Genomic DNA, 8,397 nt, shown 5'->3' with positions numbered 1-8,397 from the left:
GTCGGGCCCCTGTTCGGGCCCGACCGGCGGTGATTCAGCGCCGGACCCCGGCCAGCTCGCGGCGCCGGTCCCGGGCGGACTTGACCAGGCTGGCGATGGTGGCGATGCCCAGCGTGCCGAGGATGACCAGCAGGGACAGCCAGATCGGGATGTGCGGTGCCCACCCGACGTGCTCCCCGCCGTTGATGAACGGCAGGTTGTTGTCGGCCAGCGCCTCCAGCACCAGCTTGACGCCGATGAAGCCCAGCACGACGGCCAGCCCGTAGCTCAGGTAGATCAGCCGGTCGAGCAGGCCGCCGAGCAGGAAGTAGAGCTGCCGCAGGCCCATCAGCGCGAAGACGTTCGCGGTGAAGACCAGGTACGGCTCCTGCGTGATGCCGAAGATCGCCGGGATCGAGTCCAGCGCGAAGATCAGGTCGGTGGTGCCGATCGCGATCATCACGATGAGCATCGGCGTGAACAGCCGACGCCCGTTCTCGTGGGTCATCAGCTTCGCGTCGTCGTAGCCCTTGGAGATCGGCAGCGCCCGGCGGCTCCACCGGATCAGCAGGTTCTCCGAGAACTCGTCCTCGTCCGGCTCACCCTGGCGGGCCAGGTTGACCGCCGTGTAGATCAGGAACGCGCCGAAGATGTAGAAGACCCAGGAGAACTGCGAGATCAACGCCGCGCCGGCGGCGATGAAGCCACCGCGCATCACCAGCGCCAGCACGATGCCGATGAGCAGCACCTTCTGCTGGTACTGCCGGGGCACCCCGAAGCGGGCCATGATGATCACGAAGACGAAGAGGTTGTCCACCGAGAGGCTGTACTCGGTGAGCCAGCCGGTGTAGAACTGCCCCGCCGAACTGGCCCCGGCGGTCAGCCAGACGCCGACGCCGAAGAGCAGAGCGAGGCCCACGTAGAAGGCGACCCAGAGGCTCGACTCGCGCACGCTCGGCTCGTGCGGGCGCCGACCAATGATCAACAGGTCGACGAGCAGCACCGCAGTCAGTGCGACGAGGGTCCCCGCCCACACCAATCCGGACACGTCCAACGTTCATTCCTCCGGCAGACACGCGGCGTCGGGCACACCGTACGCCCCCGTGAGGGCTGGCGTGCCGCTGTCGCTCACTCTGGTGACTGTCGGAGGTCTCTTCCGCCCCCGACCCGCGAACGGGACGGCGACCGACGAAGCCGGGTCGAACGCCGAGGTGCCGGCGATCGTCCGTGCTGACGACTTCGTCGCGGGGGAATACTCCCCTCCTCGATGACCATTGTTGCCCACCACTCGCCGTGATCACACCCCGGGCACCGGGTGTGAACGCGCACCCGGGTCGCCGGGAATACCGGCACACCCCCTCCGGCGTCCTAGGAGGCTAGTGTGTGGACGCCGCTACACCCGCACGCCCCTGCGCTCCTGGCCCGTGGGAGGCTGTGCGGCATGGTGCTTGAAGTCGCGCTGATCGACGTACTGCCCGGACACGAGGACGCCTTCGTCGCCGCGTACGCCCAGGGTCACCCGGTGCTCGCCGGGACGCCCGGTTGTCGGTCGGTGCGGATGACCCGGGGCATCGAGTCCCCGACCCGGTTCGTGCTGCTGGTCGAGTGGGACTCGGTCGAGGCGCACGAGAAGAACTTCCGGGACACCGAACGGTTCGCCCAGTGGCGGGCGCTGATCGGCCCGCACTTCGCCGGGCCACCGTTGGTCGAGCACTTCCACGACGTACCGGCCTGACGGAAACTGTCGTACCCCGCGGTTATCGTGCCTTGCGCACGCGCCGGTCGCCGGCCCCGACGGGCTCGGGGGCGCCGGGTCCGGGGGCCGCGCGGGCGGCACCGCATCGGCCCTCACTCGCCGACGCGGCGGGCCAGCGCGGTGACCGTCTCCTCCGGTGACAGGGCGGCCGCCAGCAGCGCCTCCGTCATCCGCTCGTACCGGTCGACGTCGAGCACGGTCGCCAGCCGGACGTCGGTGGTCAACGCCTCCAGCATCACCGTCCGCGGATCCGCCGGGTCGGGGAAGGCATACCAGGAGTACGGGGTGAGCGGGTGCAGGCCGCTGCCGGCCGCCCCGCGGGGCAGGAGTCGCACCGTCACGTGGGCCAACCCGGTCACCGCCACCAGGTGCCGCAACTGCTCACGCCAGACCTCGACCGGCAGGTCAGCCGGGTCGCACACCGTCTCGGCGAGCACCGCCGTGTAGCGCGGCGGCTCGGCCCGGCGCAGCACCTCCTGCCGCAGCGCCCGGGCGCGCACCTCCGCCTCCACGTCGATTTCCGGCGCGAGCAGAACGCCGGCGGCGACCCGCGAGCGGGCGTACGCCGGCGTCTGCAGCAGCCCCGGCACGACCGCCGGCTGGTACTCGACGATGTCGGCCGCGCCCGCCTCCAACTCGGCGTAGATGCGCTGCCGCTCGCCCATCTCGCCGAGCGTCTTCCACCAGCCGCGGCTGGTGGCCGCATCCCGCGCGATCACGATCAGGGCGTCGCGGGCCGACGCCGGCACCTGGTAGATGTCGAGCAGGTCCAGCACGTCGGCGAGATCCGGACGGCTCTGCCCCAGCTCGATGCGGGACAGCTTCGACGTCGACGCCCAGCCCAGCCGGTCGCAGACCTGCTCCAGGGTCAGCGCCTCGCGCCGACGCAACTGGCGCAGCTCGGCGCCGAGCCGCGCGCGTCGAATGACAGGACTTGTTGGCAACGGCATCCCGGCCTCCCCATCGAGGGAGCGTACGCAGGACGATCACCCAGTGCAATACTTCGCTTGCGCACCGCAATCGAACGGTCGGCCGGCGGGCCGGGCGAGGACGCCCCACACCTGCCGTTCGGGCAGCCCGGCCCGCGCCGGCCGGGCCGCCCTCACTTCACGCCGGCGGCGTCCATGCCGCGTAGCTCCTTCTTCAGGTCGGCGACCTCGTCGCGGATCCGCGCCGCCAGCTCGAACTGCAGCTCGCGGGCGGCGGCCAGCATCTGGTCGTTGAGCTCCTGGATGAGCTGGGCGAGGTCGGCGCGAGCCATCCCCTCCCGGGACGGGGCGGTGGCGGTGGACCGACTGCGGCTGCGGGTCTCCTTGACCGGCGCCTTGCCCCGGGAGAGCTGACGCGCCGCGCCGCCGACCCGGGAGTTTTCGGTGTCCTCCGCCTCGCGGTAGATGTCGTCCAGAATGTCGTGGATCTTTTTGCGCAGCGGCTCCGGACTGATCCCGTGTGCCTCGTTGTGCGCGATCTGCTTGGCGCGACGTCTGTCGGTCTCGTCGATCGCCGCCGCCATCGACGGGGTGATCTTGTCGGCGTACATGTGCACCTGGCCCGAGACGTTCCGGGCCGCCCGCCCGATGGTCTGGATCAGCGACCGGCCGCTGCGCAGGAAGCCCTCCTTGTCGGCGTCGAGGATCGCGACGAGCGACACCTCGGGCAGGTCCAGACCCTCGCGGAGCAGGTTGATGCCGACCAACACGTCGTACTCGCCCTTACGCAGCTCGCGCAGCAGCTCCACCCGGCGCAGGGTGTCGACCTCGGAGTGCAGGTAGCGCACCCGGACGCCGTTTTCCAGGAGGTAGTCCGACAGGTCCTCGGCCATCTTCTTGGTCAGCGTGGTGACCAGCACCCGCTCGTCGCGGTCGGTCCGCAGCTTGATCTCGTGCATCAGGTCGTCGATTTGCCCCTTGGTCGGCTTGATCACGACCTGCGGGTCGACCAGCCCGGTGGGGCGGATGACCTGCTCGACGAACTCACCCTGGGCCTGTTCCAGCTCCCACGTGCCCGGGGTCGCCGACAGATAGACCATCTGGCCGACCCGCTCCAGGAACTCGTCGAAACGCAGCGGCCGGTTGTCGGCGGCGCTGGGCAGCCGGAACCCGTGGTCGATGAGCATCCGCTTGCGGGAGGCGTCACCCTCGTACATGCCGCCGATCTGCGGGATCGTCACGTGCGACTCGTCGACCACGGTGAGGAAGTCGTCCGGGAAGTAGTCGAGCAGGGCGTGCGGCGGGCTGCCGGGCAGCCGCCCGTCCATGTGCATCGAGTAGTTCTCGATGCCGGAGCAGAAGCCCACCTGCCGCATCATCTCGATGTCGTACGTGGTGCGCATCCGCAGCCGCTGCGCCTCCAGCAGCTTGCCCTGGCGCTCCAGCTCGGCCAGCCGCTCGGCCAGCTCCACCTCGATGTCGCGGATCGCCCGCTCCATCCGCTCCGGGCCGGCCGCGTAGTGCGTCGCCGGGAAGATCACCAGCTGGTCGACCTCACGGACCACGTCACCGGTCAACGGGTTGAGGTAGTAGAGCTTCTCCACCTCGTCGCCGAACAGCTCGATGCGGACCGCCAGCTCCTCGTACGCCGGGATGATCTCCAGCGTGTCGCCGCGGACCCGGAAGGTGCCCCGCTGGAAGGCCATGTCGTTGCGGGTGTACTGGATGTCGACCAGTCGGCGCAGCAGCTGGTCGCGGTCCAGATCCTGCCCGACCTCGACCCGGACCGCCCGGTTGAGGTATTCCTCCGGGGTGCCCAGACCGTAGATCGCCGAGACGGTCGCCACCACGATCACGTCGCGGCGGGTGAGCAGCGACATCGTCGCCGAGTGCCGCAGCCGCTCGACCTCCTCGTTGATCGAGGAGTCCTTCTCGATGTAGGTGTCGGTCTGCGGAATGTACGCCTCGGGCTGGTAGTAGTCGTAGTACGAGACGAAGTATTCGACCGCGTTGTGCGGCAGCAGCTCGCTGAACTCCTTGGCCAGCTGCGCGCAGAGCGTCTTGTTCGGGGCGAGCACCAGGGTGGGGCGCTGCAGCCGCTCGATCAGCCACGCGGTGGTGGCGCTCTTGCCGGTGCCGGTCGCGCCGAGGAGCACCGTGTTGCGGTCGCCGCGCCGCACCCGGCGCTCAAGGTCGTCGATGGCGGCCGGCTGGTCGCCGGCCGGCTGGAATTCACTGACGACCTGGAAGCGGCCGTCGAGCCGGGGAATGTCGAGCGCCATGACCTCAACGGTACGCCGCAGGTCCGACAGGTTCGGCCGTCGCGCATGGTGCGTGATCGGCTTCGATATTCCCATTGTGTGGCCCATGTCACCGGGGCTACCCTCTTCATGTAGGCCGCTCGCGGCGGCCGACCGGGCCGGAGGCCAGGCCGTCATCACGGCCGGCCGCCCCCGGCACAGCGGTCGCAGCACCCGGCTCGTCCGGCGTGCGCACCCGTGTGGTCGCGCTCGAGGCGCAGACCGGCCGCCGCGAGCGCCCCTGCCGCATCACCCCCTGCCGCGTCACCTCAGCTCGTCACCCCCAGCTCGTCACCCCGTGCCGTCCCGCCCGTTTCACATCCGTGGACACCTCTCCGGCCCCGGCGCGCGGCCCCTCCCCCAGCACCACCCGCGCTGGCAACGCAGTCCGCGCCGGCGGGCCGTCCTCCGACCCCGAGGGGCACCCGCGCGAGACGGCCGCCCCCGACACCGGCAGCGCCCGACCCTCCCGAGCTGGCCGTCGTCGGCGTACGGTGCTGCTGCTGCTCGCCCTGACCGCTGTGACGTCCGCGACGGCGCTGGTGGCAGGGCTGCTGAGCTGGACTCCCGACCCACCCGCGCCGGCCCGACCGCTGACCGTCTCCGAGGCCGAGCGGCTGGCCGCCATGCGGGTCACCAACCTTCGGGACCTGCGCGCCGGCGTCCAGGTCACGGTCGGCGCCGGCGCCGCCCGTACCGAGCTTGTGGGGTGGGTGGACTGGTCGCGGCCCCTGCTCTACCTGGATGTGGGCGGGCCTGGGGCGGGGGCCGAGCGTGGCCTGCTGCAGAGCGCCGGGTCGGTGCTGGTCACCCGACCGGACCCGGCGGCCGTGCCCACCCCGGCCGCGCCGCCCCTGGTGCCACCGGCGGACCGCTGGCGCCTGCACCACCTGACGCCCGGCGCGGGCCTGGCACCGGTCCTCGACCTGCTCCTCGGCCTCGCCGCCGACCGGCCGGACCCGACCCCGGCGATGGACGGCGGCAACGCCCGCTGGGTCGCCCGGGACGTGATCGCGGCCGGGCCGGTCGACGTCCTGCAGGCGCCGTTTCCCGCCCCGACCCCGCCCACCCCCGGCAGCGCCGCAACGGGCGGCACGGCGGCGACCGGGCCGGACGGGTCGACCCGCTACTGGCTCGACCGGGACGGCCGACTGCACAAACTGGTGACCCGGTTGCCCGGCGTCGGGCCGGTCACGGTCCTCCTCAACCGGATCGACCGTCCCACGCTGCGCCCGGTCGACGCGCTCGGCGGCCGACCCGGGCTGCCGCGCGCGCTCACGGACGCGGAGCAGCGCCGGCTGGACCGGCTGGCCGCCCGGCTGCGCGGCCAGGGCGGTGCCACGCTGACGCTGACCGCGCCGGTGGGCACGGACACCAACCTGCGGGGTGCCGGCTGGTTGAGCTGGGCCGCCCGCACCGCGTACGTGGCGGTCGCCGACCTGGGCGTACCGGGCCGCCGGACCCTGCTGCACCGCGACGCCGCCGGCCTGTCCCGGACGGACGTGCCGGCCGAGACCGGTGGCGGTGGCACCGCCGAGGCCCCGGGCCGGCCGCCGTTTCCGGTCCCGGCCGGGTCGTGGCGGCCCACCCGGTCCCCCCGCGACGACCTCGATCTGCTGGTCGACGCCGCAGTGGCCGCCGCCGGACCGGTGACGCGGCGCGGCGCGGCCGTGCGGGTACGCGAGGACCTCGCCGCCGGACGGACCGTGGACGTCGTGGAACTTCGCACGGCCGACGCGCGCCTGCGCTACTGGATCGACCGCGACGGGTCGCTGCGCCGGGTGGAACTGCACACCGGCCCCGGCGCGTGGGCGCAGGTGGACCTCAGCCCCGCCGTGGTGCCCCGCCTCAGCCCGCCGCCGCGCGCCACAGCACCGAGCCGACCGCCCCGACCCGGAGCACGCTGACCACACGCACTCGGGTGTGGTGGCACGGCTCTCAGGGTCGCCAGCCGGTCCGCGCGGCCCACTGCTCGGCCCGCAGGTACTCCTCGTCGAACCAGGGATCGCGGGCCGTGCCGGAGCCACCGACGTGCGGCGCCGCGTCGACCAGATCCCGCTTGAACAGCAGGTACCTGCCCCGCTGATCCGGGTCGGCGCGGAGGTGGTCACGCATGAGCAGCGCATACCGCCAGCCGGGCGACTCGACCTCCCGCACGTGCAGGCGCACCGGGCGATCCGGGTCGGCGCTGCCGTGCAGCCGCTTCTCCCACCGACCTCGGCCGGCCGGGCCCGGATCGTCCCACCAGTGCCCCGGCACGCGGGGAAACCCCGCGTTCGCCAGCCGGTCGGCCAGCGGCCCGTCGGCGTCGGCGATGCTGGGCACGGCCACCTGCACGTCGATGACGTCGTCGGCGGCGAGCCCGGGCACCGCGGTCGCACCGATGTGGTCGATCCGCAGATCCGCCGGGGCCAGCGCGTGACGGATCCGGGCGGCCAGCCGCGCGTACTGCTCGGGCCAGCTCGGATCCGCATCCACCCCGTCGCCGCGGCTCGGCAGCGGCACGACCCGCCGCTGCCGCAGGTTGTGCTCGTAGGGTCGCAGCCGCTGCCGCCACAGCGAATCCACCGCGGCGTGCAGCGCCACCAGACTGCCGTCATTGGTCAACACCACGTCCGCCGCGGCACGCCGACGGGCGTCGTCGGCCTGCGCGGCAATCCGCCGCTCGGCCTCCGCGCGGTCCATCCCCCGGTCGCGCATCAGCCGCTCCAGCCGGGTCGGCACGGCCGTCTGCACCACGACCACCAGGTGGTACGTCGGCGCGAGCCCCACCTCCACCAGCAGCGGTACGTCGTTGACCACGATCGCGTCCGGTGCCGCCGCGGCGACCAGCTCGGCCGTACGCGCCCGCACCCGGGGATGGGTGATCGCCTCCAACCGGCGGCGGGCGGCCTCGTCGGAGAACACCACGGCGCCCAACGCGGCGCGATCCAGCGCGCCGTCGGCGCCCAGCACCTTCTCCGAGAAGGTGGCGACGATCTCCGCGAGGCCCTCCGTGCCCGGCGCGACGACCTCCCGGGCAATCTGGTCCGCGTCGACGAGCACCGCGCCCAACTCCACCAGCCGCGCGGCCACCGCGCTCTTGCCCGACCCGATTCCGCCGGTCAAACCCACCCTCAGCACCCGACCAGTCAACCGGATCACGAGCCTCCCCGCCAAACCCACCCGCACCCGTCCCCAGCCCACGGCCCCCGTAGGCCGGTTTGGCCCGCAGGGCCCGCGCCAACGCCGCCCGCGCGCACCGTGTCATCGACGCGCGGCCCACGCGCCCCCGTGCTTCCCACACGGCCGTCCCGGCCGTGTGCCCGCCGCCCGCCGCCCGCAAGATCGCGCTCGATCCAGGAAGTAGACCCACCACCCGCTCCCGAGACTCCCGATCCGGGACATATGCCGCCCCCGTGACCACGATCCCGATCGACGAGTGTTGATCAAC

6 protein-coding genes are annotated in these 8,397 nt (G+C 72.5%); 2 read left to right on the top strand and 4 right to left on the bottom strand.

Going from position 1 to position 8,397, the window contains the following annotated elements; translation table 11 throughout:
- Positions 1–34: 34 nt before the first annotated feature.
- A complete protein-coding gene (locus AB0J68_RS21135) occupies positions 35–1,033 on the bottom strand; it encodes a TerC family protein (RefSeq protein WP_355068201.1) in 999 nt (332 codons plus the stop codon).
- A gap of 387 nt (positions 1,034–1,420) precedes the next feature.
- Between AB0J68_RS21135 and AB0J68_RS21130 the strand changes: the two genes are divergently transcribed.
- On the top strand, positions 1,421–1,714 hold the full coding sequence (locus AB0J68_RS21130; RefSeq protein ID WP_354861409.1) for an antibiotic biosynthesis monooxygenase family protein: 294 nt from the start codon (positions 1,421–1,423) through the stop codon (positions 1,712–1,714).
- Between the two features lie 113 nt (positions 1,715–1,827).
- Here the strand turns inward: AB0J68_RS21130 and AB0J68_RS21125 are convergent, their stop codons facing one another.
- Together AB0J68_RS21125 and uvrB are read right to left on the bottom strand one after the other, a co-directional pair.
- On the bottom strand, positions 1,828–2,685 hold the full coding sequence (locus AB0J68_RS21125) for a helix-turn-helix transcriptional regulator (protein WP_363940083.1): 858 nt from the start codon (positions 2,683–2,685) through the stop codon (positions 1,828–1,830).
- Between the two features lie 152 nt (positions 2,686–2,837).
- Positions 2,838–4,946: an excinuclease ABC subunit UvrB gene (gene uvrB, locus AB0J68_RS21120; RefSeq protein ID WP_363940081.1), complete on the bottom strand. Its 2,109-nt coding sequence runs from the start codon at positions 4,944–4,946 to the stop codon at positions 2,838–2,840.
- A gap of 341 nt (positions 4,947–5,287) precedes the next feature.
- Between uvrB and AB0J68_RS21115 the strand changes: the two genes are divergently transcribed.
- A complete protein-coding gene (locus AB0J68_RS21115) occupies positions 5,288–6,871 on the top strand; it encodes a hypothetical protein (protein WP_363940079.1) in 1,584 nt (527 codons plus the stop codon).
- A 31-nt stretch (positions 6,872–6,902) separates the two neighbouring features.
- Here AB0J68_RS21115 and coaE read toward each other — a convergent pair whose 3' ends face one another.
- The gene (coaE, locus tag AB0J68_RS21110; RefSeq protein WP_363940077.1) at positions 6,903–8,087 is read right to left on the bottom strand and encodes a dephospho-CoA kinase; all 1,185 of its coding nucleotides are present in this window, start codon (positions 8,085–8,087) and stop codon (positions 6,903–6,905) included.
- Between the last annotated feature and the right edge of the window lie 310 nt (positions 8,088–8,397).

This window comes from Micromonospora sp. NPDC049580 (genome assembly GCF_040675595.1).
GTDB lineage: Bacteria > Actinomycetota > Actinomycetes > Mycobacteriales > Micromonosporaceae > Micromonospora.
This window is presented reverse-complemented; position numbering and strand designations above follow the sequence as displayed.